Source organism: Streptomyces sp. NPDC003327, assembly GCF_053589515.1.
Window position 1 is genome coordinate 67,273 of the sequence record NZ_JBSFSA010000010.1, and the last position, 22,979, is coordinate 90,251.

Below are 22,979 nucleotides of genomic sequence, written 5' to 3' on the forward strand. Positions count from 1 at the left end.
GTGTGTCCCCGTCGGCCCGCTCCCCGAAGGTCCGCGATCAGGCGTCGACCTTCTCCATGACCTCGTCGCTGACGTCGAAGTTGGCGTAGACGTTCTGCACGTCGTCGCTGTCCTCGAGCGCGTCGATCAGCTTGAACATCTTGCGCGCGCCCTCTTCGTCGAGGTCGACCTGCATGGTCGGGACGAAGCTGGACTCGGCCGAGTCGTAGTCGATGCCGGCCTCCTGGAGCGCGGTGCGGACCGCGACCAGGTCGGTGGCCTCGCTGATGACCTCGAAGTTCTCGCCGAGGTCGTTGACCTCCTCGGCGCCCGCGTCGAGGACGGCGTCGAGGACGTCGTCCTCGGTCAGCTCGCCCTTGGGGAGCACGACGACGCCCTTGCGGTTGAACAGGTACGAGACGGAGCCCGGGTCGGCCATGGAGCCGCCGTTGCGGGTCATGGCCACGCGCACGTCGGAGGCGGCGCGGTTGCGGTTGTCGGTGAGGCACTCGATGAGCACCGCGACGCCGTTCGGGCCGTAGCCCTCGTACATGATCGTGGCGTAGTCGACGCCGCCGGCCTCGAGGCCGCCGCCGCGCTTGACCGCGGAGTCGATGTTCTTGTTGGGAACCGACTGCTTCTTGGCCTTCTGGATGGCGTCGAACAGCGTCGGGTTGCCGTCCGGGTCGGCACCGCCGGTGCGGGCCGCGACCTCGATGTTCTTGATCAGCTTCGCGAAGAGCTTGCCGCGCTTGGCATCGATCACGGCCTTCTTGTGCTTCGTCGTAGCCCATTTAGAGTGGCCGGACATCTGCCTGTCTCCTTCGCGTTACCCACTACTTGAACGAACCCCAGAGATCCTACCGGGACCCGGTCACCCCTCGGCGCGCACCATGGCGACGAAGAGCTCGTGGATCCGGTGGTCCCCGGTGAGTTCGGGGTGGAAGGAGGTCGCGAGGGCGGTGCCCTGCCGGACGGCGACGATGTGGCCGTCGTGCTCGGCGAGGACCTCGACCTCGGCGCCGACGGACTCCACCCACGGGGCGCGGATGAAGACGCCCTCGACGGGCGTGTCGATGCCCGCGACCGTGACGCCGGCCTCGAAGGACTCGTTCTGGCGGCCGAAGGCGTTGCGGCGCACGATCATGTCGATGCCGCCGAGCGTCTCCTGGCCGGAGCGCGGGTCGAGGATCTTGTCGGCGAGCATGATCAGGCCCGCGCAGGTGCCGTAGACCGGCATGCCCGCGGCGATGCGCTCGCGCAGGGGCTCCATCAGGCCGAAGAGCACGGCCAGCTTGGAGATGGTGGTGGACTCACCACCGGGGATGACCAGGCCGTCGACCTCGGCGAGCTCCTCGGGGCGCCTCACCGGCCTGGCCACGGCGTCCGCCGCGGCCAGGGCGATCAGGTGCTCCCGTACGTCGCCCTGGAGGGCCAGGACACCAATGACGGGAGTGGCGTTCATCGGTGCTTACCAGCCCCGGTTGGCGTAGCGCTCGGACTCGGGGAGGGTGTCGCAGTTGATGCCGACCATGGCCTCGCCCAGGTTGCGGGAGGCGTCCGCGATGACCTTCGGGTCGTCGTAGAAGGTGGTGGCCTTCACGATGGCGGCGGCGCGCTTGGCCGGGTCGCCCGACTTGAAGATGCCGGAGCCGACGAAGACGCCCTCGGCGCCGAGCTGGCGCATGAGCGCGGCGTCGGCCGGGGTGGCGACGCCACCGGCGGAGAAGAGGACGACGGGCAGCTTTCCGAGCTCGGCGACCTCCTTGACCAGCTCGTAGGGGGCGCGCAGCTCCTTGGCGGCGGCGAACAGCTCGTTGTTGTCGAAGCCGCGCAGCTTGGCGATCTCGTTCTTGATCTGGCGCAGGTGGCGGACGGCCTCGACGACGTTGCCGGTGCCGGCCTCGCCCTTGGAGCGGATCATGGCCGCGCCCTCGGCGATGCGGCGCAGGGCCTCGCCCAGGTTGGTGGCGCCACAGACGAAGGGGGTGGTGAAGGCCCACTTGTCGGAGTGGTTGATCTCGTCGGCCGGGGTGAGGACCTCGGACTCGTCGATGTAGTCGACGCCGAGGGACTGCAGGACCTGGGCCTCGACGAAGTGGCCGATGCGGGACTTGGCCATGACCGGGATGGAGACGGCGCCGATGATCTCTTCGATCATGTTCGGGTCGGACATGCGGGCGACGCCGCCGTCCTTGCGGATGTCCGCCGGGACCCGCTCAAGGGCCATGACGGCCACGGCGCCGGCGTCCTCGGCGATCTTCGCCTGCTCGGCGTTGACCACGTCCATGATCACGCCGCCCTTGAGCTGCTCGGCCATGCCGCGCTTCACGCGCGCGGTGCCGGTCTCGGGAGACTGGGGGGTGGTGGAAGGCGTGGTGGACACGGGTACCTCACTCGTGACAACAGGGGTTGACGACATAGTGAGGAAACAGGCCACCCGGGGTCCACTTCAAGGGCCAATGTGGACCCGGTGGATCGTTTTCGCAGGTTACGGGGGGTCAGTTCGGGCGATCGGCGAGGGCCACCGGCGGCTCGTCGTCCATTTCGAAGGCCAGTGGGAAGGGTGCGTGACCGGCCAGCCGGAACCAGCGGACCTTGCGGTGCCTGCGCAGCGCGCGGGCCGCCCGTACGGCGTCGTTGTGGAACCGGCGCGCCATCGGCACCCGCCGGACGGCCGCGGCCAGCTCGTTCGCGGCCTCCTCGCCGCCGGGCGCCGCGCGGACCAGCTCGACCTGCTCCGGCTCGCCGAACACGGCCCGCAGCGCCTGGCTCAGCTCGCTCTCGGCGACCTCGCGGTGGTCCTCCTCGGCCTGCCGGGCGGCGTGCGCGGCCTCGTACAGGACGATGGAGGCGGCCGGATCGAGGACGCCGGAGGTGGCGAGCTCCTGGGTGACCGAGGCCCGGCGGAGCAGCTGGGCGTCGAGCGCGGCGCGCGCCGCGTCGATGCGCGTGTGCAGCCGGTCGAGCCGGCCGGCGGTCCAGCTCAGGTAGACGCCGACGAGGATCAGCGCGACGAGGGTCCAGATCAGGGTTTCGGTCACGGGCGCACAGGCTACCGGGGCGGTGGCAGCGGCCCCTCCAGAACCTCCCGGTCGTGGGCGAACAGGACACGTGCGGGCCGCCCCGCGGCGAGCTCGCCGAGCCGGTCGAGCCAGGGGCGGTACGGGGTGCCGAACTCGTCGGCGACGTCGTACGCCTGGCCGGCGAGGACCGTGATCCGCTCGCCGTGGTCGACGACCAGCGACTGGTGGCCCTCGGTGTGCCCGGGCGTGGGCACGATCAGCACGCCGGGCGCGATCTCGTGCTCGCCGTCCAGCTCCTCGTACCGGACGCCCGGCAGGAGCGAGTCGATGGTGTGGCCGCCCGCGCGGGCGGTGGCGAGCTCGGTGCGCTGGACGAGGACGGGGGTGTCGGGAAAGAGCTGGTTGCCGCCGATGTGGTCGAAGTGGAGGTGGCAGTTGACCACGAGGTCCACGTCGGCGGGGCCGACGGTGAGTGGCCGGCGGACGGGGCGGTAGTGCGCGTCGGCCTCCGGGGAGCCGGTGCCCATGCCGGTGTCGAAGAGGAGGCTGCCGCCCGCGTGACGGACGAGGTAGGCGAGGACGGGCTCCACGCGCGCGTGGTCGCCGCCCCACTCCTCGGCGGGGCGAGTGAAGTGCCCGAGGTCGAGCCGCGTGATCGAGACCATGGGCGCAGCCTTCCCCGGAGCCGGACGCGCAATCCGGACCGGGGCGCGATCCGGCCGGGCACGAGGGCCGGACCGGGGCGCGATCCGGACCGACGTTCGCCCTGGGGGGAACGGCGGCCCCCTTCGACGCCGTACGAGCGCCGCCGGGGGGCCTCCCGCGGGCGCCTACAGGCCGAGGCGGGCGCGGAGACCGCCGGTGCGTTCGTCCGTGTCGACCGCCGCCGCGCCGTCCGTCACCGTCTCGTAGACCGCGAGGATGTCGGCGCCCACCGTCGACCAGTCGAACCGCCGCACGTGCGCCGACCCCCGGGCGCTCAGCTCGGTGCGCCGCGCCTTGTCGCCGAGGAGACGGATCGCCGCGTCGGCCAGCGCGTCCGCGTCCTCGTTGGCGAAGAGCTCGCCCGCCGCCCCCTGGTCGAGGACCTGGGCGAACGCGTCCAGGTCGGAGGCGAGGACCGGCGCGCCCGCCGACAGCGCCTCGACCAGGATGATGCCGAAGCTCTCGCCGCCGGTGTTGGGCGCCACGTACACGTCCACGCTGCGCAGCAGCCGCGCCTTGTCCTCGTCGCTGACCATGCCGAGGAACTCGACCCGGGAGCGCATCTCGGCGGGCAGCGAGGCGACCGCCTCCTCCTCGTCGCCGCGCCCGGCGACGAGGAGCCGGGTCTCCGGGCGCTCGTCGAGGATCTTCGGCAGGGCCCGCATGAGGACCGGCAGGCCCTTGCGGGGCTCGTCGATGCGGCCGATGAAGCCGAGGGTCTGGCCCTGCCACTCGGCCTTCGCCTCGGCGCGGGCGAAGAAGTCGACGTCGACGCCGTTCGGGATGAGGACGGCGTCACCCCCGAGGTGCTCGACGAGCGTCCGGCGCGCGTACTCGCTGACCGCGATCCGGGCGCTGATCTTCTCCAGGGCGGGCTGGAGGATCGGGTAGGCGGCGATCATGGCGCGCGAGCGCGGGTTCGACGTGTGGAAGGTGGCGACGATGGGCCCCCGCGCCGCCCAGCAGGTGAGCAGGCCGAGCGAGGGCGAGGTCGGCTCGTGGATGTGGACGACGTCGAAGGTGCCGTCGTGCAGCCAGCGCCGGACCCGGGCCGCCGAGAGGAAGCCGAAGTTGAGCCGGGCGACGGAGCCGTTGTACGGCACGGGGACGGCCCGCCCCGCGGAGACGACGTACGGCGGGAGCGGGGTCTCGTCGTCGGCCGGGGCGAGGACGGAGACCTCGTGGCCCAGCCGGATGAGGTGCTCGGCGAGGTCGCGGATGTGGAACTGGACGCCGCCCGGCACGTCCCAGGAGTACGGGCAGACGATGCCGATCCTCACGCCGGTCCGCCTTCCCCGCGCTGCCCGCGCCCCCGCTCGGGGCGCTGCGGCGTGTCCGGGCGCTCCCCGTCCTCCGGGCGCTCCGGCCGGTCCGGGCGCTCCGGCCGGTCCTGGCGCTCCTCCAGGTCCGCGAGCCAGAGCCGCTGGAGCATGTGCCAGTCCTCCGGGTGGTCCGCGATGCCCTCGGCGAAGGCATCGGCCAGCGCCTGCGTCATGACGGACGTCTTCTCCGCGCGCGTTCCCGACTCGGGCACGTCGACGGGCGGGTGGACCCGCCCCTTCATGACCGCCGTGCCGTCGTACCAGAGCGTCACGGGCAGCAGCAGCGCGCCGGTCTGCTGGGCGAGCATCGCCGGGCCCGCGGGCATGCGGGCGGTGTCGCCGAAGAAGGTGACCTCGGTGCCGGACGCGGAGAGGTCCCGGTCGGCGACGAGGCAGATGAGGCCGCCCGCGCGCAGCCGCCGCGCGAGTATCCCGAAGGCGGCGCCGCCGGTGTGCGGCAGCACCTCCATGCCCAGCGACTCGCGGTAGGCGACGAACCGGTCGAACAGGCTCTCCGGCTTGAGCCGCTCGGCGACCGTCGTGAACGGCACCCCCAGCGAGCGCGTGACCCACACGCCCGCGAGGTCCCAGTTCGCCAGGTGCGGCAGGGCGAGGACGACGCCGCGGCCGGAGGCGAGGCCGTCCTTCAGGTAGTGGATGTCCTTGATGTCGATGCTGCTGTCGACCCGCTCCCTGCTCCAGGTCGGCAGCCGGAAGGACTCCATCCAGTACCGCATGTACGAGCGCATGCCGGCCTTCGACAGCTCGGCGAGCCGCTCGGGCGTGGCGTCCGGCACCACGCGCGCGAGGTTCGATTCGAGCCGCAGCACGCTCGTGCCGCGCCGCTTCCAGGCGATGTCGGCGATCCGCCGGCCGAGGCCCGCGGCCACCGGCTCGGGCAGCTTCTTCACGGTCGACCAGCCGAGCCCGTACACCCCGTCGGTCAGCCGGTCCTTCAGGCCGCTCACGATGTCGCCTCGCTCCCCCGGCCCGCGGCGGCGTCCGCCTCGGCCGACTCGCGCCGTACGGTCACGACGCGCTGTCCCAGGGTCACGGCGCTGCCGACGGCCACGATCCACAGGGCGATCGGGAGCAGCACCTGGACGCCGGGGACGCCGAAGGCGTGCAGGCCGGAGAGGCCGGCGGCGACGAGCGAGATCACCAGCCGCTCGGCGCGCTCGACCAGGCCGTTGACCGCGACGGGCAGGCCGATCGATTCGCCGCGCGCCTTCGTGTACGAGACGACCTGGCCGCTGGCGAGGCAGAAGATCGACACGGCGCACATCACGTTGTCGTCGCCCCGGCCCGCGTACCAGAGGGCGAAGCCTCCGAAGATCGCTCCGTCGGCGACGCGGTCGAGCGTCGAGTCGAGGAAGGCGCCCCAGCGGCTGGAGATCCCCGCCTGCCGGGCCATGTTGCCGTCGACGAGGTCGGAGAAGACGAAGAGGGTGATGACGATGGTGCCCCAGAAGAACTCCCCGCGGGGGAAGAAGACCAGGGCACCGCCCATCACTCCCGCCGTGCCGATGAGCGTGACCGCGTCCGGGCTGACGCCCCGACGGAGCAGAAACGCGGCGAACGGTGTGAGGACACGCGTAAAAAACGCACGCGCGTACTTGTTCAGCATGGCCTTCCCGAGGTTCGGTGGGCCGCGCGGTCCCATGACCACCGGCTCACCCATCGTAGCCACGCGGCTCGCGGCGCACCGGAGGGCACCCGATCCGCCGCGTCGGCATCCCCCCGAGGGCCGCCCCGTGTACGACGGATGGCCGCGTCGCCGCACGTGGGAGCCGTGCCGACGGAGGGCGGCGGGCGGCCGGTGGCGACCGGGGCGCGCGACGTATGGACGGCGTCCTGCGTCGGTGCAAAGCTCGAAGGACCACCGCGGGCACCGCAGGAGCCGCACCGCGACACGCCACTCCCCCGCGCCCGCGCCCCACCTCACCGCGCCTCGCGCCCACCGCGCGTCGCGCAGCCGGGAGGAACACCATGGGCGACAAGGCGAACACCCCCTCCGGAGCCGCCGGCAGGGCTCTGACGGCCGACCGGCCCTCGGCCGTGCGGAACGTGGTGCTGGTCGGCCACAGCGGATCGGGCAAGACGACCCTCGTGGAGGCGCTCGCGCAGGCCGCCGGAGCGGTCAACCGGGCCGGGCGCGTCGAGGACGGCGGCACGGTCTCCGACTACGACGAGATCGAGCACCGCCAGCAGCGTTCCGTACAGCTCTCGCTCGTGCCGGTCGGCTGGAACGGGTTCAAGATCAACCTCCTGGACACACCCGGGTACGCCGACTTCGTCGGGGAGCTGAGGGCCGGTCTGCGCGCGGCGGACGCGGCCCTCTTCGTCGTCTCGGCCGCCCAGGAGGCCGACGCGATCGCCGCCTCCACCCGCATGATCTGGGAGGAGTGCGCGGCCGTCGGCATGCCCCGCGCCATCGTCGTCACCCACCTCAACACGGCCCGCACCGACTTCACCGAGCTCACCGCCGTCTGCGCCGGTCTCTTCGGGCACGACGACCCCGACGCCGTCCTCCCCCTCTACCTGCCGGTGCGCGGCGACGAGGGCGCCGACGGGCACGCACCCGCCACCGGCCTCGTCGGACTGCTCTCGGAGCGGATCTTCGACTACGCGAGCGGCGCCCGCCGGGAGCTGCCGCCCGACGAGGAACAGCGGGCGGTGATCGCCGAGGCCCGGAGCAGGCTCATCGAGGGGATCATCGCCGAGAGCGAGGACGAGACCCTGATGGACCGCTACCTCGGCGGCGAGGAGATCGACGTCCGGACCCTCGTCGACGACCTGGAGAAGGCCGTCGCGCGGGGCGCCTTCCATCCGGTGCTCGCCGCCGCCCCGGCCGCCGACGGCGGCACCCAGGGCCTCGGGACGCTCGAACTCCTGGAGCTGATCACCGGCGGCTTCCCCTCCCCGCTGGAGCACGAGCCGCCGGCCGTCACCACGCCCGACGGCACGCCCCGGCCCCCGATCACCTGCGACCCGGACGGCCCGCTCGTCGCCGAGGTCGTCAAGACCGCCGCCGACCCCTATGTCGGCCGGATCTCGCTGGTCCGGGTCTTCTCCGGCACCCTGCGCCCCGACCAGACGGTCCACGTCTCCGGCCACGGGCTCGCCGACCGCGGGCACGAGGACCACGACGTCGACGAACGCGTCGGCGGCCTCACCTCCCCCTTCGGCAAGCAGCAGCACCCGCTGCCCCACTGCATCGCCGGTGACCTCGCGTGCGTGGCGAAGCTCGGCCGGGCCGAGACCGGCGACACGCTCTCCGCCAAGGACGACCCGCTCCTCATGGAGCCCTGGTCCATGCCGGAGCCGCTGCTGCCGCTCGCCGTCGAGGCGCACAGCAAGGCCGACGAGGACCGCCTCTCCCAGGGCCTCGCCCGGCTCGTCGCCGAGGACCCGACCATGCGCCTCGAACAGAACCAGGACACCCGGCAGGTCGTCCTGTGGTGCCTGGGCGAGGCGCACCAGGACGTCGTCCTCGAGCGGCTGCGCGGCCGGTACGGCGTGCGCGTCGACTCCGTGCCGTACAAGGTGCCGCTGCGCGAGACCTTCGGCGCCTCCGCGGCGGGGCGCGGGCGCCACGTGAAGCAGTCCGGCGGCCACGGGCAGTACGCCATCTGCGAGATCGACGTGGAGCCGCTGCCGCCGGGGAGCGGCATCGAGTTCGTCGACAAGGTGGTGGGCGGGGCGGTGCCGCGCCCGTTCGTCCTCTCCGTCGAGAAGGGCGTACGGGCCCAGGCGGCGCGGGGCGTCGCCGCCGGCTATCCGCTGGTCGACATCCGGGTCACCCTCCGGGACGGCAAGGCCCACTCGGTGGACTCCTCCGACGCCGCCTTCCAGACGGCGGGCGCGCTCGCGCTGCGCGAGGCGGCCGCCGGGGCGCCCGTCCACCTCCTGGAACCGGTGGCGGAGGTCCAGGTCCTGGTGCCGGACGAGTACGTCGGCCCGGTGATGAGCGACCTGTCGGGGCGGCGCGGCCGGGTCGTCGGCACCGAACAGGCGGGGGCCGGGCGGACGGTGGTGCGCGCCGAGGTGCCGGAGATCGAGATCGGGCGGTACGCGATCGACCTGCGGTCCCTGTCGCACGGCACGGGCCGGTTCGACCGTGCGTACGCCCGGCACGAGCCGATGCCGTCGCAGGTGGCCGACCGGATGCGCGAACAGGCCGGAAAGGCCGCCTAGTCGAGCGGCCTGCCTCGCCGAACGCGCCGCATGCGTACGCCGTCCGTCCGTAACGCCACCGGGCGGGCGGCATTCGGCCGACGATATCCACAGGCGGTGACGCATCCGCCGGTACCCGGTTACGCTGTGGTGCCCAGCTCAGAAGGTGTGCGGGGCGCGGCAGTTGGGAACACCCGCACAAGTACGCGCGGCGATGGGGGCGGCAGTGGCGATCGACGGTTTCGGACCCGGGGCACAGGTCCCCCTGATGGGCTCGGACGGGCGGACGGGGGCGACCAACGCCCTCGCCTCTGCCGCGTACCGGGACAGCCCCCTGAAGACCATTCAGGAAGCCGACAACGACCTGTACAAGACCACGCTCAAGCCCGGGAAGTGGGAGAAGCTCTTCCGCCCCGACCTCGGCGAGGCGTTCTCCCGGGCCGTCCAGGTGCGGATGCTCGGCGGCGGCCGCAAGGCGCTCATCCAGTCGTTCGGCGCCGAGCCGCAGCCGGTCGTCGAGCACTGCCTCGCGGCCACCCACATCCGCAGACAGCGCGACACCAAGCTCACGGTCGTCACGTTCGTCTGCGGTGTCCTCTTCCTGCCCGGGCTGCTGTTGTGGCTCGGCGTCATCCAGCTCCGCCGCATCCTCGCGGGCTCGGACAACAAACGGACCAGCGCGCTGGGCACCGGCCTGCTGTGGGCCGCCGGGATCTTCGCCGCGCTCGTCCTGGTCAAGCTTCCCTTCGACGGGCTGCTGACCATCTACCTGCGGGTCATGGTGGTGGCCCCGGTCGTCGGCTGGTTCCTGGCGCGCCGGATCTGCGAGCGCGCCGCGGTGGACCTGCGGGACCGGTGGACCGGCCTGCTCAGCGGCGGCGGGGTCGCGCCGTACGTCCCCAAGTCCGCTCCCCGCGACCCCACCGAGAAGGGGGCGGAGGAGCTGCGGGTGAACCTGGAGAAGCTCTCCGCCGAGCAGCAGTCCAACATCGTCTTCTACGCGGGCACCAAGGGCATCCTGGGCCTCGGCACCCGCTGGGGCAGCTGGACGCTCGCCGAGGAGCTGGTCCCGCAGCCGGGCCGGGAGATCCACGCCTTCCGCGCCTGGGACGTCGTGCGCAAGATCCACGAGCAGCTCACGCTGCTGGAGCGCGGCTCGCTCAAGACCGGCTTCCCGAAGCCGACGGTGAAGCACTGGATCGTCTCCCCCGTCGGGGAGGGGGCCGACGAGGTGGCCCGCCCCGAGGGCGACAACATCGTCCACTTCCAGGTCAAGCCGCACGAGATACAGCGCATCTGCAACGAGCAGCAGTTCGGCGCGGGCAACCGCCACTACCTCGGCGTGCAGTTCGCCCTCTGGGACGGCAACCTCGTCCTGACGATGATGGTCACCGTCACCTCGCTCCACCACACGCTCAGGATCGAGGTGACCGGGCACGCCCTCGGTCCGGTCCACGGGCTCTTCACCACGAAGCCGAAGGCGAAGACCAAGGAGGTCTCGAAGGCCGTCCGCTTCTGGGAGACGAAGGAGATCCAGCAGTCGCTGATGGAGACCGACGAGGTCGTCCGCCTCGCGGTGCGGGCCCCGCTGACCTGGTACCCGCCGGTCCTGGACTTCCTCGGCGGCAAGATGGTCCTGCCCGAGCCCTTCGGCCTGCGGCACGTGTGGGCCGGACCCCTCTGGAAGAACCGCTTCATGGCCGACGACGCGATCCGCATGGCGACGCCGGTGCTCCGTGCGGTCCACGCGGCGACGATCAAGGTCCTCGACGAGCACAACGTGGACACGGAGCGCTTCAGCAACCGCTCGCTCGTCCTCAGCGGGAACGTGCAGGAACCGGCACCGAAGAGGGCCGACGCCTACGACGCGTGACGTCGGCCGGGACGAGAGCCGGGGACCCGGACCCGTCGGGGGACCCGGACCCGCACGGAGGGCCCGGGTCCGGCCGTAGGGTCAGATGCCGGCCGGCCAGGCGTCGGCCAGCATCTTCCGCGTGTCGGCGAGGAGCTGCGGCAGCACCTTCGTGTGACCGACGACCGGCATGAAGTTGGTGTCCCCGCCCCAGCGGGGCACCACGTGCTGGTGCAGGTGGGCGGCGATCCCGGCGCCCGCGACGGCGCCCTGGTTCATGCCGATGTTGAAGCCGTGCGCGCCGGAGGCCGCCCGCAGGGCCACCATCGCCCGCTTGGTGAAGTCGGCCAGCTCCACGGTCTCCGGGGCGTCGAGGTCCGTGTAGTCGGCGACGTGCCGGTAGGGGACGACCATCAGGTGCCCCCCGTTGTACGGGTAGAGGTTGAGCACCGCGTAGACGCTCTGGCCGCGCGCGATCACGAGGCCGTCCTCGTCCGACTTCGACGGAATCGAGCAGAACGGGCAGCCGTCCTCGGCCCCGGGCCCGGTCGGCTTGTTCTCGCCCTGGATGTACGCCATCCGGTGAGGCGTCCACAGGCGCTGGAACGCGTCCTGCGTCCCCACTCCGATCTGCTGCTCCGGCTCAGTCGTCATGCGATGCAGCATATTGCTTCGCCCGTTCGGAACGTGTCGCCGGGGCGGAAGATCCCCGCAGCGGCGATGCTGATCCGATGAGCGCCAGGCCCCCGAAACCCCACCGGCAGGAACGCTGGGACCGCCGCATGGAGACCCCGCTCGCCGTGGCGTCGGCGGCCTTCCTCACCGCGTACGCGGTCCGCGTCCTGGCGGGCGGGAACCTCGGCGCGGGCTGGCTCGACCTGTGCTCGGCGGTGCTGTACGCCTCCTGGGCCCTCTTCGGCGTCGACTACGCGGTACGGCTCCGGCTCAGCGGCCTCGGCCCGCTCCGCTTCCTGCGCGGCCACCTCCTCGACACGGTGGTCCTGCTCCTGCCGCTGCTGCGCCCGGTCCGGATGGTGACGATCTACGACCGGATCCAGCGCCGCCGGGACGAGCCGCGGCTCTCGCTCTACGCCCGGGTGATGGTCTACGCGGGCCTGACGGTGGGCCTGCTGGGCTTCGCGGGCGCGCTCACGGTCTACCACCACGAGGCGGGCGCCCCCGGCGCCTCCATCCGCACCTTCGGCGACGCGGTCTGGTGGACCTGCGCCACGCTGGCGACGGTCGGCTACGGCGACGTGACCCCGGTGACCCCGATCGGCCGCCTGACCGCGGTGGGCCTGATGGCCTGCGGCCTCGCGCTGCTGGGCGCGGTGACGGGTTCGTTCTCGTCCTGGCTGATCCAGGCGTTCACGCGGGAGGACGAGAAGAGGCCCCCGGGGGATTCCCCGGGGGCCTCGTGATCGTGTCCTACGGCCCTCAGACCTGGACGCGCCGCTCCACCACGTCGACGAGCTTGGCGATGGCCTCGTCCCGCGGGACGCCGTTCTCCTGCGAACCGTCGCGGTAGCGGAAGGAGACGGTGCCGGCCGCCATGTCGTCGTCGCCCACGATGATCATGAACGGCACCTTCTGGCGCTGCTGGTTCCTGATCTTCTTCTGCATCCGGTCGGAGGACGCGTCCACGTCGACCCGCAGGCCCTTCTTCTTCGCCTCGGCGGCGAACTCCTGCAGGTACTCCACGTGCGCGTCGCCGATCGGGATGCCGACCGCCTGGACCGGGGCCAGCCACGGCGGCATGGCACCCGCGTAGTGCTCCAGGAGCACGGCGAAGAACCGCTCGATCGAGCCGAAGAGCGCGCGGTGGATCATGACCGGGCGCTGCTTGGTGCCGTCCGGGGCGGTGTACTCCAGGTCGAAGCGCTCCGGCAGGTTGAAGTCGAGCTGGACGGTCGACATCTGCCAGGTACGGCCGATGGCGTCCCGCGCCTGCACCGAGATCTTCGGGCCGTAGAACGCGGCGCCGCCCGGGTCGGGGGTCAGCGGGAGGCCCTGCTTCTCCGCGACCTGCTGGAGGACCGCGGTGGCCTCCTCCCACACCTCGTCGGAGCCGACGAACTTCTCCGGGTCCTTGGTCGACAGCTCCAGGTAGAAGTCGGTCAGACCGTAGTCGCGGAGCAGGTTCAGGACGAAGGTGAGGGTCTTGTCGAGCTCGTCCGCCATCTGCTCGCGGGTGCAGTAGATGTGCGCGTCGTCCTGGGTGAAGCCACGGGCGCGGGTCAGGCCGTGCACGACGCCGGACTTCTCGTACCGGTACACGGTGCCGAACTCGAACAGGCGCAGCGGCAGCTCGCGGTAGGAGCGCCCGCGCGCGTCGAAGATCAGGTTGTGCATCGGGCAGTTCATGGGCTTGAGGTAGTAGTCCACGCCCTCGTCGAGCTGCATGGGCGGGTACATGCCCTCGGCGTACCAGTCGAGGTGGCCGGACTTCTCGAAGAGCTTGCCCTTGGTGGCGTGCGGCGAGTAGACGAACTCGTAGCCCTCCTCCTCGTGCCGCTTGCGCGAATAGTCCTCCATGACCCGGCGGATGATGCCGCCCTTGGGGTGGAAGACGGCGAGGCCGGAGCCGATCTCGTCCGGGACGGAGAAGAGGTCGAGCTCGTTGCCGAGCTTGCGGTGATCGCGCTTCTCGGCCTCCGCGAGGAAGTCGAGGTGGGCCTTCAGCTCCTCCTTCGACGGCCACGCGGTGCCGTAGATGCGCTGGAGCATCGGGTTCTTCTCGCTGCCGCGCCAGTAGGCGGCGGCGTTGCGCATGAGCTTGAACGCCGGGATGTTCCGGGTGGTGGGCAGGTGGGGACCGCGGCAGAGGTCCTTCCAGCACAGCTCGCCGGTCTTGGCGTCGAGATTGTCGTAGATGGTCAGCTCGCCGCCGCCCACCTCGACGTTCGCGCCGTCGTCGGTCGAGGCCGCGCCCTTGATGCCGATGAGCTCCAGCTTGTACGGCTCGTCGGCGAGCTCCTCGCGGGCGGCCTCGTCGGTCACCACGCGGCGGGCGAAGCGCTGGCCGCGCTTCTGGATCTCCTGCATCTTCTTCTCGACGGCCTTGAGATCCTCGGGGGTGAACGGCTTCTCGACGTCGAAGTCGTAGTAGAAGCCGTCGCGGACCGGCGGGCCGATGCCCAGCTTGGCCTCGGGGAAGAGTTCCTGCACGGCCTGCGCCATGACGTGCGCGGTCGAGTGGCGCAGGATGTTCAGGCCGTCCTCGGAGGAGATCTCCACGCCTTCGACGACATCGCCCTCGGCGAGTTCGTACGACAGGTCCTTCAGCTCGCCGCCCACGCGGGCGGCGATGACGGTGCGGTCGTCGGCGAACAGGGCGCCGGCGGTGGTGCCCGCGCTCACCGCCCTCTCCTCTGCTCCCGAGGCGGACTGGACGGTCACACGGACATCAGACACTGCTGCTCCATACATCAGGGCGCAGACAGAAACGACGTGCCGGCGCCGGCGGTGCGCGGCAGAGACGAGGTGCCGCGTCGCCGTTGATCGTACCGAGCGGAGCGGTCCGACCGCGAAACGGTTTGCGGCGGGCGCCTCCCTCCCGGGCCGTCCCCGTCACCGGCTCCGGCTTCCCCAGGCCGTCCCCGTCACCGGCTTCGGTTTCAGGCGTCGCCCTCGGGGCCCTCCTCGAAGAGGTCGATCTCTCCGGCGTTCCCGTGCACCGCCTTCAGCAGGCGGTCCCGCTCGGCGTCGTCCACCCGTACCGGTACGACTCCGGTGGCGTCGGTCAGGCGCCGGAAGCCGCCCCTGCTCTCCAGGCGGCCGACGACCCGGATCGGCAGGCCGGCCAGGTGGGCGTGGCCGGCGACGCGGTAGGCCTCGTCGTCGAGGGTGACGCGGACGTGCGGGACCTCCGCCCCGGCGAGCACCCGGAGCCGCACGGTGCCGCTGCCGCGCGGCTCGGAGCGGCGCATGCGGACGACGGCGCCGGTGATCCGTACGGGCACGGAGGGCTCGTCGGTGAGGTAGCGGGCGCCCGCCGCGCGCAGGGCGGGCAGGTCACCGGGCGAGAACTCGACGGGCTCGGGGCGGGGGGCGCAGCCGTCGGGCGGCCCGGCGGAGGGAGCCCACGCGAGGGCGATCCTCGCGCCTTCGGTGCCGCGGACCAGGGCGACGAGCGCTTCGAGGAGTTCGCGGCTGACCCCGGCGGCGACGGCGGAGTCGAAGGCCTCCATGCCGCCGGTGGTCCGCTGGTAGTCGGTGGCCTCGCGGGCCGCGTGGAGCGCGTGGTAGAGGCGGACGGCGACGGGACGGCCCGGTGTGACGGGCAGGAAGGCGGTGAGTCCGCGCCCGCCGGGTGCCGCGCCGACGACGACCGTCTCCAGGGAGGCCTGGGCGGCGCGGCGGTGGCGGGCGCCGTAGTAGCCGGCGCGGCCGCGCACGGCGAGGGCGCCGGCGAGGAGGAGCTGCCGGGCGGCGGACCTGAGCTGCTCCTGCACGGGCCAGGGGACGGTGCCGGCGGGGCCGGGCGGCACGTCGCGCCACCAGCGGATCTCGTCGCTGGGGACGGTGAGGCCGGTGAGGACCTCGCGGGCGGAGGGCGTGGCGCTGCGGGCGAGGGCGGTGAGCGCCTCGCCGAGCAGGTCCTCGCAGTCGGGGAAGGCGCGGCTCTCCGGTACGAGGAGGCTGGTGGTGCCGCTTCCGGTGCCGCTGCCCGGCGGGGTCCACCGGCTGTAGCGGCCGGCCGCCCCGCCGCGGCGGCGCCAGCCGTGGCGGGCCAGGAGGGCGCCGAGGACGCGCGGGTCGACCCGGCCGGGGTCGGGCGTGCCCTGGGCGTCGGCCCAGGGGCCGGTGGGCGGGCCGGGGATCCCGGTCCACGGTCCGGGGCTCTCGCCGGGGGACGGGTGGGGGCGGTACGGCGGCGGGACGGGGAAGGGCCCGTGTCCGGTCCCCTCCCCGTCCCGCGCCCCGGATCCCGGGTCGTCGATCGGTCGGTGCATCAAGGTCTCCCTCCCACGCCGACCCGGGTCATGATCTCGCAGAGCGCCCGGTCGTCGAAGATCCGTGTCGTCGGGATGCGCACGGTGGTCCGGCGGCGTCCCGTGACCGGGTGTCCGGCCAGGTTGGTCCAGTAGCAGCAGTGCCGCAGGTCGAGCCGGTCGTGGCTCGCCCTGAGCCAGTCCTCCGGGGCCCGCGGGACGAGCATCACGACCAGGATCTTGTGCACGGACACGGGGGTCCGGGCGAGTTTCACCAGGTGCTCGTTGTCGAGGGTGAAGGAGAACGTGTTCCCGGGCGGGTGCGGCGCGATCTGGTAGGTGCACTTGAGCTGCACCTTGATGGTCACTTCGTCGTCGATGGTGTGTCCGGGAGCGCTGTGGCTCACGTGCCAGTCGATGCCGTTGTCCGGAAAGGGCTGCGAGAGCGAGCAGCCCGCCGCCGCGGCGACGGCGTGCAGGTAGCCCACCTGCAGGGTCTCCATGCAGGCGGTGGTGGCGAGTGAGCCGCGTGTCGGTGCTGCCCGCTGCGGCGGCAGCCCTCCCGACTCGGGCTGGGCGAGCGCCATGTCGATTTCCTTCCCCGTCCCTTCTGTTGTGACCGGTCCGCGTACGCCGCAAACAGTCCGGGTATCACCGGTTCGGGCAGGGGGTTGGCCATCTGCCGCACGTGCGCGAGGAGTTCGGGATGACGACGCACTGGTACGAAGGGCCACTGGCCGCTTTCGACACGGAGACCACGGGAGTTGACGTCGAGGAGGACCGGATCGTCTCGGCCGCCCTCGTCGTGCAGGACACGGCGGGAGCGCGCCCGCGGGTGACGCGCTGGCTGGTCAACCCCGGCATACCGGTGCCGGAAGGGGCCACGGCCGTCCACGGGCTGACGAACGATCACCTCCAGCGGAACGGCCGGTGGCCGGCTCCGGTGATGGAGGAGGTGGCGCGGGCGCTCGCCGAACAGATCGCGGCGGGGCGGCCGTTGGTGGTGATGAACGCACCGTTCGACCTGACGATCCTCGACCGCGAGCTGCGCCGGCACAGGGCGTCCTCGCTCGGCCGGTATCTGGAGAGCTCGCCGCTGTGCGTGCTCGATCCCCGGGTGCTGGACAAGCATCTGGACCGGTACCGCAAGGGCCGCCGGACGCTGACGGACCTGTGCGCGCACTACGAGGTGGAGTTGGGCGCGGCGCACGACGCGGCGGCGGACGCGACGGCGGCCCTGGAGGTCGTGCGGGCGGTGGCGCGGCGCTTCTCGGCGCGGCTGGAGCGGCTGACGCCGGCGGAGCTGCACACGCTCCAGGCCGTGTGGCACGCGGCTCAGGCGCGGGGCCTTCAAGCCTGGTTCGCCCGGCAGGGCACGCCGGAGCTGGTGGATCCGGCCTGGCCGCTGCGCCCGGAGCTGCGTACGGCCGCGTGAGCGGTGCCGGGCGTCGCGAGGGGTGCGGACATGCGGAAGGCCGGCCCGTCTTTCGACGGACCGGCCTCTCCCGGTGGGCGATACTGGGATCGAACCAGTGACCCCTTCGGTGTGAACGAAGTGCTCTCCCGCTGAGCTAATCGCCCGGGAACGGGTTGAACCATACAGGGCTCGGCGCCCCTTGTTCAAACCGCTCGCAGGCGGGCGGCGAGCCCGCGGCGGCCACCCCGCATCATCACGGCGTGGTTGGCGCGGAACAGGGGCCGGCCGGGGACGGCGAAGGCCCGCATGAGGCGGGCCCGCACCTCGACCTCCTGCTCGTAGACGGCGCGGGTGCCGGGGCCGTCGGCGGCGAGCGTCCAGCGGGCCCAGCCCTCCAGGTCCCCGTCGAGGCCCACCTCCAGGACGCGGGCTTCGGCGTCCTGGCGCAGGGCGCGGACGGTGAGGACGAGGTCGTACGGCAGGAAGGAGCGGAACCGGGCGGTGCCGGTGGTGTCGTCGTGGGGGACGACCTCGCGGACCTGGGGCCACCAGCGGGGGTACTCCTCGGGGCGTGCGAGCACGGCGTAGACGTCGTCGGGCGGGGCGGGGAGCCGCCAGACGCTGCGGAAGCGGTACCGGTACCAGTCCATGCCCCCAGTGTGGGCGTACTCAGGCGCCGATCTGAGTACGTCGACGCATTCCCGGGCCATGTGGCCGGAGCCACACTCCGGGTATGGACAACTCCCTGCCACCCGCGGACGAGCTGGTGCTCGTCGACCGCGAGCTGGCTCGACTCGACGCCCGCCGGTCCCAGTTGCTGACCCGGCGGGCCTGGCTGCTCCAGGTGCTGCACTCCCCCGTCGCCCCGGGCCCCGCGGGTTCCCCGGCGGCGGCCGGGCCGTGGCCGGCCGGTCCGGTGGCGGACGCGGCGCCGCGGAGCGCGCAGAACGTGCTGCTGACGCTCGGCGGGACGCTGCTGACGATCGCGGCGATCGCCTTCACCCTCGTGAGCTGGGGCTCGATGGGGATCGGCGGCCGGGCGGCGGTGCTGTTCGTGGTGACCTCGGCGGCCCTCGGGGCGCCGGTGGCGCTGCTGCGCAGGGGCCTGGTGTCGACGGCCGAGGCGGTGGCGGCGCTGGGACTGGCGCTCACCGTACTGGACGCGTACGCAGTGCACCGGGTGGCGCTGCCGGGGGCGGACGGTCTCGGGTACGCGGCGGTGGCGTCGGCCGTGCTCGCGGGGGTCTGGGCCGGATACGGCTCGGCGCTGTCCCGGCTGCGGATCCCGCTGCCGGCGGCCGTGGTCGCGGGGCAGCTTCCGCTGCCGCTGGCTGTGCTCGCGGCCGGTGGGGGTCCGACGGCCTTCGCGTGGGTGGCGCTGGTGACGGCGGCGGCGGACGCGGCGCTCGTGCTGCGGGCGCGCCCGGTGGCGGTGCGGGTGACCGCGGCCGTCGGGGGCGTGGCGCTGGGCGCCTGGGCGCTCCTCACGGGCGGCTGGCTCTCCCTGACGGCGCCGTGGAGCGGCGCGGCCCTGCTCCTGGTGGGCGCGGTGGCGCTGCTGTACGTGGCGCGGAGCGGGCCCGCGGTGGCGGGGGCGGCCGGGGCGGTGGCGGGTGTCGCCGCGGTGGCCGCGCTGGGCGGTCTGGTGCGGTCGGGGGTTCCGGCGCAGTGGGCGGTGCCGGGGTACGTGGGGTGCGGCCTGGCCCTGGCGGCGCTGTGGCGCCCGGCAAGCGGCGGGGCGGACGCGGTTAGGGCGGCGGCGGCTCCGGGGTCCGGTGGGGCGGACGCGGCTCCGGCCGACGGGGGCGGGTCCGGAGTCGGCGCGTGGCTGCCGCGGGGTGTCCGGCTCGGTCTGGCGGGCTCGGGCGCGGGGGTGCTCGCCCTGGGCGTGGCGTGGGCACTGCCGCCCGTGGCGGCGGGGCTCCTCGAGCCGCTCGCGCGGACCGCGCCGGTCTGGTCGGGGGAGCACGCGCAGAGCGTCCTGGCGTCGTATCCGGCGACCGCCGTGGTGGTCCTGCTCGTGGTGGGCGCCGCGCTGGCGACGGCGCCGCGGCTGTGGGCCCGCTGCGGCGCGCTCGTGCTCGGCTGGGCGGTCCTCACCGCCGTACCGGTCTCGCCGGGCCTGCCGTACGCGGTGACGCTCGCGCTCCAGCTCCTGACGGCGACGGCGGGGCTGGCGCTGGCCGTCCGGCCCGGTCCGCTGACCCGTGGGGTGCCGGAGCCAGCCGGTGCCGGTGCGGGGGCGCGGCCCGCCGCGAAGGCGCCATCGGCCGGTTGGGGGCCGGTGGGCCCGGGGCCGCGGCGGGTCGCGCCGGACGCCGGGGCGGTGCTGGCCTGGACCGCCTTCGCCGGGGGCCTCGCCTCGGCGGCGGGCGCGCTCGCCCGGGGGCTGGACGCGCGCGGGGCCACGTTCGTGGCGCTCGGGGTGGTGCTGGCGCTGTGTGTCGCCGTCGCGGTCATGGACCGGGGCGGGCGCCGTACCGTCGCCGCCTGCGGCGCCGTGCTGGTGGCGGCGGGGCTCGTCCTCGCGGCGGCGGAGACGGTCGGCCTGGCGGAGCACCACACGGGTCTGGCCCTGCTCCTGGTCCCGGCGGCGACGGCCGCGGTGGGCGCGAAGGCCCGCCCGGTGGCGCTCGCGGTGGAGGTCACGGGCGCGGCCGTGGGGCTGCTCGCCCTGGCTCCGGCCGCCGCCTCGGCCCCGCACCTGTCGCTGGCGCTGGCGCTCGGCGGGGTGATCGCGGCGGCGACGGCACTGCGTCCGGAGCGGCGGGTCTTCGCCTCCTGGACGGCGGCGGCGCTGTTCCTGCCGGCCCTGTGGGTGCGGCTCGCGGCCTGGGAGGTGACGGTCCCGGAGGCGTACGCGCTGCCGGTGACGGTGCCCGCGCTGGTCGTCGGGTTCCTGCGGCGGCGGCGCGACCCGGCGGCCTCGTCGTGGACGGCGTACGGCCCGGGTCTCGCGGCGACGCTGGTGCCGAGCCTCGCCGCGGCCTGGCCGGACCAGGAGTGGACCCGACCGCTGCTGCTCGGGGTGGCGGCGCTGGGGGTGACGCTGCTCGGTGCGCGGTTCCGGCTGCAGGCGCCGCTGGTGCTGGGCGGTGCGGCGCTGGCCCTGGTGGGGCTGCACGAGCTGGCGCCGTACGTGGTGCAGGCGGTGGGCGCACTGCCACGGTGGCTGCCGCCCGCGCTGGCCGGCCTGGTCCTGCTGGCGACGGGAGCGACGTACGAGCAGCGGCTGCGGGACGCGCGGAGGCTGCGCGAGCGGCTCGGCCGGATGCACTGAACACCGGCACGTCGGCGTGGAGCCGGGGGAACGCCGAAGGCCCGGAGACGGTGACGTCTCCGGGCCTTCGGTCCGGGTGGTGGGCGATACTGGGTTCGAACCAGTGACCTCTTCGGTGTGAACGAAGCGCTCTCCCACTGAGCTAATCGCCCGGGCGCACCGCAAACATTACCGCATGTCAGCGGGGCTACCGAACCATCAGCCGGTCACTGTTCGATCTTCCACGGCATGACGAAGCCGAACTTCCACAGGTAGAAGCCGAGCAGGACGGCGATGATCACCAGACCGACGGTGGTGAGGATGATGTTGCGGCGGCGGACCTTGGGGTCGAGCGCCCGCTGCGCCGCCTCGGTCACCTTCCGCTTGGTCCAGCGCAGCACGAGCTGGGCCCAGACGAACTCGGTGGCCCAGATCGCCATGCCGGCGAAGATGACCAGCCAGCCGGGTCCGGGCAGGGGCAGCATCACCACGCCCGCGCCGACCACGGCGAGCCCCACGACGAAGACGCCGACCTGCCAGCTCAGATGGAGGGTCCGGCGGGACTTGATGAACTCAGGTGCACGCGATCCCAGCTCGGCCTCGCGGCCGTCCGCGGAATCCCCCGTGTGCTCGTCACTCTCCGCATTCATGCACTCCAACTTACCGGACGCGGCCCTCCTCCTCGAATGGCGGTATTACCGAAAGTTACACACGCCCGTACGAGCTACCTGAACACTCACAAAACCGACAGAGGGGTTTACAACGCCACCTGGGGTGGCATGTCGATTTCGCCGACGTGCGAATCCCCGAGCGCACACTGAGCGAAAGGCCCTGGCGCTTATGAACACCACGGTCAGCTGCGAGCTGCACCTGCGCCTCGTTGTGTCGAGCGAGTCCTCACTGCCTGTACCCGCGGGCCTGCGGTATGACACGGCCGATCCGTATGCCGTGCACGCCACCTTCCACACCGGAGCCGAGGAGACGGTCGAGTGGGTCTTCGCCCGCGACCTTCTCGCCGAGGGGCTGCACCGGCCCACCGGCACGGGCGACGTCCGCGTCTGGCCGTCCCGCAGTCACGGTCAGGGAGTCGTCTGCATCGCGTTGAGTTCCCCCGAGGGCGAAGCCCTGCTCGAGGCCCCGGCGCGGGCCCTGGAGTCGTTCCTGAAGCGGACCGACGCCGCTGTGCCACCGGGCACCGAGCACCGGCACTTCGACCTCGACACGGAGCTCTCCCACATCCTGGCCGACAGCTGAGCCAGGCCGAGAGCCGCACGGCGCCGTCCGACTCGGGGAGACGGCGCCGCGCGGACAGTCACATAGGCACGACATCCGGCGCCCCCGCCGCGCAGCCTGCGCGGTGACGGGCGCCGGTGTGCTTTTCCGGGCGCGCTAAAGTCAGCGCCATTCCGCGAGCACCCGCCCGCGGCCGGCCAGGGAGCGAATCGTGCTGATCCCCCACGACACCCGGATCGCCCTCGACACCGTCGTCGATCTGATGAACACCGCCCCGCAGGGCGACCGCGAGGACGAACTCGCGGACATCGACGCGCTGCGCGTCTTCGTGCGCGCGCACAAGGTCAGCGACGTCGGTGAGCTCGGCCCGGACGACCTGCGGGCCGTCCGCGAGGTGCGCGAGAAGTTCGCGGCGGTCTTCACCGCCCCCGAGGCCCGGATCGCGGCCCCCCTGATCAACCAGCTGGTGGCGGCCGCGGGCACCACCCCCCAGCTCACGGACCACGACGGCTACGACTGGCACGTGCACTACTTCGCGCCGGGCGCCTCCGTGGCGGACCACCTGGCGGCCGACTGCGGGATGGCACTGGCCTTCATCGTCGTCGCGGGCGAGCAGGAGCGGCTGCGGCGCTGCGAGGCGCCCGACTGCGGCCGCGCCTTCGTCGACCTCTCCCGCAACCGCTCGCGCCGCTACTGCGACAGCCGCACCTGCGGCAACCGGCTGCACGTGGCCGCCTACCGGGCGCGGCGCAAGGAGGCCGCCGGCTGACGCCGGGAGCGGCCGTCACAGGAAGAAGAGATCGTGCACGGCCGACAGGAGCAGCAGACAGCCGATCACCGCGAGGAAGATCATCAGCGGTGGCTGGGAGAGCGCGAACAGACAGCCGCGCGGCTCCTCGGCGACGAGGGCGAACTCGACGTCGCACTCGACGTCGCGCTCAAGGTCGGCAGGGGCATCGGTGGGGGCGGGGACGGGGTCCCGCGAGGTATCCAGCATCTCGGGGGGATGATCGCGCACCGCGCACCCCGGTGATCCCGCAAAACACCTCGCCGCGGGGGCAGTTCACCCCTTCCCG

22 protein-coding genes and 2 tRNA genes are annotated in these 22,979 nt (G+C 72.9%); 7 read left to right on the top strand and 17 right to left on the bottom strand.

Annotated features, from left to right (window positions below; genetic code table 11):
- Window positions 1–37: 37 nt before the first annotated feature.
- From ACWDVG_RS11990 to pgsA, 8 genes are all read right to left on the bottom strand, one after another.
- Window positions 38–790, bottom strand: coding sequence for a YebC/PmpR family DNA-binding transcriptional regulator (locus ACWDVG_RS11990; RefSeq protein ID WP_451698682.1), 753 nt, complete (start codon window positions 788–790; stop codon window positions 38–40).
- 63 nt (window positions 791–853) lie between these two features.
- Entirely contained in the window at window positions 854–1,444 is a 591-nt protein-coding gene (gene pdxT / locus ACWDVG_RS11995) for a pyridoxal 5'-phosphate synthase glutaminase subunit PdxT (protein WP_451698684.1), read from the bottom strand.
- 6 nt (window positions 1,445–1,450) lie between these two features.
- Window positions 1,451–2,365 carry a pyridoxal 5'-phosphate synthase lyase subunit PdxS gene (gene pdxS / locus ACWDVG_RS12000; RefSeq protein WP_451698686.1) on the bottom strand — a complete coding sequence of 305 codons (915 nt, stop codon included), beginning with the start codon at window positions 2,363–2,365 and terminating at the stop codon, window positions 1,451–1,453.
- A 115-nt stretch (window positions 2,366–2,480) separates the two neighbouring features.
- The gene (locus ACWDVG_RS12005) at window positions 2,481–3,023 is read right to left on the bottom strand and encodes a hypothetical protein (RefSeq protein ID WP_451698687.1); all 543 of its coding nucleotides are present in this window, start codon (window positions 3,021–3,023) and stop codon (window positions 2,481–2,483) included.
- 11 nt (window positions 3,024–3,034) lie between these two features.
- A complete protein-coding gene (locus ACWDVG_RS12010; RefSeq protein ID WP_451698689.1) occupies window positions 3,035–3,670 on the bottom strand; it encodes an N-acyl homoserine lactonase family protein in 636 nt (211 codons plus the stop codon).
- Window positions 3,671–3,835: 165 nt separating this feature from the next.
- Window positions 3,836–4,990, bottom strand: a complete 1,155-nt coding sequence (locus ACWDVG_RS12015; RefSeq protein WP_451698691.1) for a glycosyltransferase family 4 protein — start codon at window positions 4,988–4,990, stop codon at window positions 3,836–3,838.
- On the bottom strand, window positions 4,987–5,991 hold the full coding sequence (locus tag ACWDVG_RS12020; protein WP_451698883.1) for a phosphatidylinositol mannoside acyltransferase: 1,005 nt from the start codon (window positions 5,989–5,991) through the stop codon (window positions 4,987–4,989). The genes ACWDVG_RS12015 and ACWDVG_RS12020 overlap by 4 nt, the downstream gene beginning before the upstream one ends.
- A 5-nt stretch (window positions 5,992–5,996) precedes the next feature.
- Window positions 5,997–6,659, bottom strand: coding sequence for a phosphatidylinositol phosphate synthase (pgsA, locus tag ACWDVG_RS12025; protein WP_451698693.1), 663 nt, complete (start codon window positions 6,657–6,659; stop codon window positions 5,997–5,999).
- 362 nt (window positions 6,660–7,021) lie between these two features.
- On the opposite strand from pgsA, the gene ACWDVG_RS12030 reads away from it, so the two are divergent.
- Together ACWDVG_RS12030 and ACWDVG_RS12035 are read left to right on the top strand one after the other, a co-directional pair.
- Entirely contained in the window at window positions 7,022–9,229 is a 2,208-nt protein-coding gene (locus tag ACWDVG_RS12030; protein ID WP_451698695.1) for an elongation factor G-like protein EF-G2, read from the top strand.
- 193 nt (window positions 9,230–9,422) lie between these two features.
- The gene (locus ACWDVG_RS12035) at window positions 9,423–11,081 is read left to right on the top strand and encodes a hypothetical protein (protein ID WP_451698696.1); all 1,659 of its coding nucleotides are present in this window, start codon (window positions 9,423–9,425) and stop codon (window positions 11,079–11,081) included.
- An 81-nt stretch (window positions 11,082–11,162) separates the two neighbouring features.
- Here the strand turns inward: ACWDVG_RS12035 and ACWDVG_RS12040 are convergent, their stop codons facing one another.
- Entirely contained in the window at window positions 11,163–11,726 is a 564-nt protein-coding gene (locus ACWDVG_RS12040) for an HIT family protein (protein ID WP_451698698.1), read from the bottom strand.
- 65 nt (window positions 11,727–11,791) lie between these two features.
- Between ACWDVG_RS12040 and ACWDVG_RS12045 the strand changes: the two genes are divergently transcribed.
- Window positions 11,792–12,481 carry a potassium channel family protein gene (locus ACWDVG_RS12045; protein ID WP_451698700.1) on the top strand — a complete coding sequence of 230 codons (690 nt, stop codon included), beginning with the start codon at window positions 11,792–11,794 and terminating at the stop codon, window positions 12,479–12,481.
- A gap of 16 nt (window positions 12,482–12,497) precedes the next feature.
- Here the strand turns inward: ACWDVG_RS12045 and thrS are convergent, their stop codons facing one another.
- From thrS to ACWDVG_RS12060, 3 genes are all read right to left on the bottom strand, one after another.
- Complete coding sequence (gene thrS / locus ACWDVG_RS12050; protein ID WP_451698702.1) at window positions 12,498–14,474, bottom strand: threonine--tRNA ligase; 1,977 nt, start codon at window positions 14,472–14,474, stop codon at window positions 12,498–12,500.
- A gap of 203 nt (window positions 14,475–14,677) precedes the next feature.
- Window positions 14,678–16,015 (bottom strand): hypothetical protein, encoded by a 1,338-nt coding sequence (locus ACWDVG_RS12055; RefSeq protein WP_451698704.1) that lies wholly within the window; start codon window positions 16,013–16,015, stop codon window positions 14,678–14,680.
- Window positions 16,015–16,581, bottom strand: coding sequence for a DUF4365 domain-containing protein (locus ACWDVG_RS12060; RefSeq protein WP_451698706.1), 567 nt, complete (start codon window positions 16,579–16,581; stop codon window positions 16,015–16,017). The genes ACWDVG_RS12055 and ACWDVG_RS12060 overlap by 1 nt, the downstream gene beginning before the upstream one ends.
- 119 nt (window positions 16,582–16,700) lie before the next feature.
- Here ACWDVG_RS12060 and ACWDVG_RS12065 point away from each other — a divergent pair, with 119 nt between their 5' ends.
- Entirely contained in the window at window positions 16,701–17,429 is a 729-nt protein-coding gene (locus ACWDVG_RS12065; RefSeq protein ID WP_451698708.1) for an exonuclease domain-containing protein, read from the top strand.
- A gap of 74 nt (window positions 17,430–17,503) precedes the next feature.
- On the opposite strand, the gene ACWDVG_RS12070 is transcribed toward ACWDVG_RS12065, so the two are convergent.
- Together ACWDVG_RS12070 and ACWDVG_RS12075 are read right to left on the bottom strand one after the other, a co-directional pair.
- Window positions 17,504–17,575: transfer RNA gene (locus tag ACWDVG_RS12070), tRNA-Val, on the bottom strand.
- A gap of 39 nt (window positions 17,576–17,614) precedes the next feature.
- Window positions 17,615–18,061 carry an SRPBCC family protein gene (locus ACWDVG_RS12075; protein ID WP_451698710.1) on the bottom strand — a complete coding sequence of 149 codons (447 nt, stop codon included), beginning with the start codon at window positions 18,059–18,061 and terminating at the stop codon, window positions 17,615–17,617.
- A gap of 83 nt (window positions 18,062–18,144) precedes the next feature.
- On the opposite strand from ACWDVG_RS12075, the gene ACWDVG_RS12080 reads away from it, so the two are divergent.
- Window positions 18,145–20,691 (top strand): SCO7613 C-terminal domain-containing membrane protein, encoded by a 2,547-nt coding sequence (locus ACWDVG_RS12080; RefSeq protein WP_451698712.1) that lies wholly within the window; start codon window positions 18,145–18,147, stop codon window positions 20,689–20,691.
- A gap of 77 nt (window positions 20,692–20,768) precedes the next feature.
- Here the strand turns inward: ACWDVG_RS12080 and ACWDVG_RS12085 are convergent.
- Together ACWDVG_RS12085 and ACWDVG_RS12090 are read right to left on the bottom strand one after the other, a co-directional pair.
- Window positions 20,769–20,843, bottom strand: a tRNA-Val gene (locus ACWDVG_RS12085).
- Window positions 20,844–20,897: 54 nt separating this feature from the next.
- Window positions 20,898–21,320, bottom strand: coding sequence for a TIGR02611 family protein (locus tag ACWDVG_RS12090; RefSeq protein WP_451698714.1), 423 nt, complete (start codon window positions 21,318–21,320; stop codon window positions 20,898–20,900).
- Between the two features lie 190 nt (window positions 21,321–21,510).
- Between ACWDVG_RS12090 and ACWDVG_RS12095 the strand changes: the two genes are divergently transcribed.
- Window positions 21,511–21,924, top strand: a complete 414-nt coding sequence (locus ACWDVG_RS12095; RefSeq protein ID WP_015032345.1) for an SsgA family sporulation/cell division regulator — start codon at window positions 21,511–21,513, stop codon at window positions 21,922–21,924.
- Between the two features lie 190 nt (window positions 21,925–22,114).
- The gene (locus tag ACWDVG_RS12100; RefSeq protein WP_451698716.1) at window positions 22,115–22,672 is read left to right on the top strand and encodes a CGNR zinc finger domain-containing protein; all 558 of its coding nucleotides are present in this window, start codon (window positions 22,115–22,117) and stop codon (window positions 22,670–22,672) included.
- Window positions 22,673–22,687: 15 nt separating this feature from the next.
- Here ACWDVG_RS12100 and ACWDVG_RS12105 read toward each other — a convergent pair whose 3' ends face one another.
- Entirely contained in the window at window positions 22,688–22,900 is a 213-nt protein-coding gene (locus ACWDVG_RS12105; protein WP_451698717.1) for a hypothetical protein, read from the bottom strand.
- Window positions 22,901–22,979 lie beyond the last annotated feature (79 nt).